A 1,636-nucleotide genomic window follows, 5' to 3' on the forward strand; every position below is an offset into this window, starting at 1 on the left:
AACCAACAGGAAGCAAAGACTGTAGTTGATAGCTTTAAAACAATTGAAAATAACCAACAAGTAATCCTTGTAACTTCAAAAGGTTATGGTACAAACAATGCACAAATTCGTACATTTGATAAAACAGATGGTAAATGGAAAGAACTTAAAAATATTAATGGTAAAATTGGTAAAGATGGATTTGCTAAACAAATGAGCGAAGAAGTAACACAATCACCACGAGGTAAATATACAATAGGAATGGCATTTGGCCGACAAGGAAACCCTGGAACAAAATTAAAATGGCATGACATTCAACCTAATGATGTTTGGGTAGACGATTCAAAATCAGAACTTTATAACACATTACAACAGAAACCTTCAAATGGACGTTGGAACAGTGCTGAAAATATGAATATTCCAGCATATGATTATGGGTTTGTGATTAATTACAATACAGATCGTGTTGCTGGTAAAGGTAGCGCAATCTTCTTCCACGTATCTAATACATGGACTGCTGGTTGTACTGGGGCATCTAAACAAGATGTAATTGATATCTTGAAATGGATTGATCCAGCTAAGAATCCAGTAATTATTCAAGCTCCTGAAAGTGAATTAGGAAATTACTAATTTTATAAAATAAAAAAGGTAGCATAATTTATTTATGCTACCTTTTCTTTTGTTTCTTCTAAAAGAGCTGTTACTATAACACGTTTAGAATTATCTTTTATAGATAAACATGTAACCAGTGTTAACTTGTTTTGCTGATCATCTTCTAATACTTCACTATTGTTAGGTGATACTATTTTATTTGTAATTACTGTATATTTATATTTTTTATAATTATCTTCAATTGTGATTACATCCCCTTCTTTTAACTTAGGAACATCACTAAAAAGCACTCCACTACGAGACATATTGTGTCCAGCTAAAGTATAATTTCCTTTCCCTAACACTTGATTGTTTTTTAATGTAACCGCGCCAATTAATAAATGTTTTTCGGTAGCGTTAGCATAAATAGGAACAGAAAAATTGAATTTTTGTATGGTTAATTTTGCTAATGCATTCTTTTTTGTAAATTTAGCATTCTTCACTTCTTCAAAAGTTACTCGATTAAGATTACTAGCATCCATTTCTTTTGTAACAATATTTTCTTCAAATGGTTTATCTTCTTTTATGAATTCAGCCATATGTTCTTTTTGTATTTCGGCTGTTTGTTTTTTCTCATATGAAGGGTAAAAATAAAATCCAATCCCTACAAACAATAAAATAACAAAGAAAATCAATTTTTTCATTTAGTATACTCCTAATTTATTTTTCTAATAAAGAAGCGATACTACTAAAAGTAGTATCGCTTCTTATTAAAATTTTAATAGAGGGTAATTAATTTTGTTCTTGTTTTCTTCTTCTTGTTACTACAGTATAACCAATTCCAGCTAAAGCTGTTGCAAGTAAACCTAGACCAGCATATTTCATTGTGTTGTCTTCTTGACCACCTGTTTGTGGAAGTGGTTGTTCAGGTTTAGGTTGTTCAGGTTTAGGCTGTTCAGGTTTAACCTCTGGTTTTACCTCTTTGAACTTCACTGTTTGTCCCATATCTTCAATATCAGAGTGAATTGCTACTAAGACATCATTTTGATATAACTCTTCAAATACT

General features: G+C 30.9%; 3 protein-coding genes. 1 reads left to right on the plus strand and 2 read right to left on the minus strand.

The genetic code is table 11. The features are described from left to right. Window positions 1-609 (plus strand): L,D-transpeptidase family protein (locus tag MR107_RS29830; RefSeq protein ID WP_242293135.1); only part of this gene is annotated, 609 nt, incomplete at its 5' end. Between the two features lie 32 nt (window positions 610-641). Here the strand turns inward: MR107_RS29830 and MR107_RS29835 are convergent. Both MR107_RS29835 and MR107_RS29840 read right to left on the minus strand, forming a co-directional pair. Beyond that, a complete protein-coding gene (locus MR107_RS29835) occupies window positions 642-1,274 on the minus strand; it encodes a class A sortase (RefSeq protein ID WP_242293136.1) in 633 nt (210 codons plus the stop codon). Window positions 1,275-1,362: 88 nt separating this feature from the next. Further along, window positions 1,363-1,636: LPXTG cell wall anchor domain-containing protein (locus MR107_RS29840; RefSeq protein WP_242293137.1), on the minus strand; the 274-nt coding region annotated here is incomplete at its 5' end.

The organism is Bacillus cereus group sp. BfR-BA-01441, assembly GCF_022663075.1.
Classification (GTDB): domain Bacteria; phylum Bacillota; class Bacilli; order Bacillales; family Bacillaceae_G; genus Bacillus_A; species Bacillus_A cereus.

Coding starts and splice junctions, on each gene's coding strand:
- MR107_RS29835 (WP_242293136.1), bottom strand. CDS start 1,274: ATGAAAAAATTGATTTTCTTTGTTATTTTATTGTTTGTAGGGATTGGA.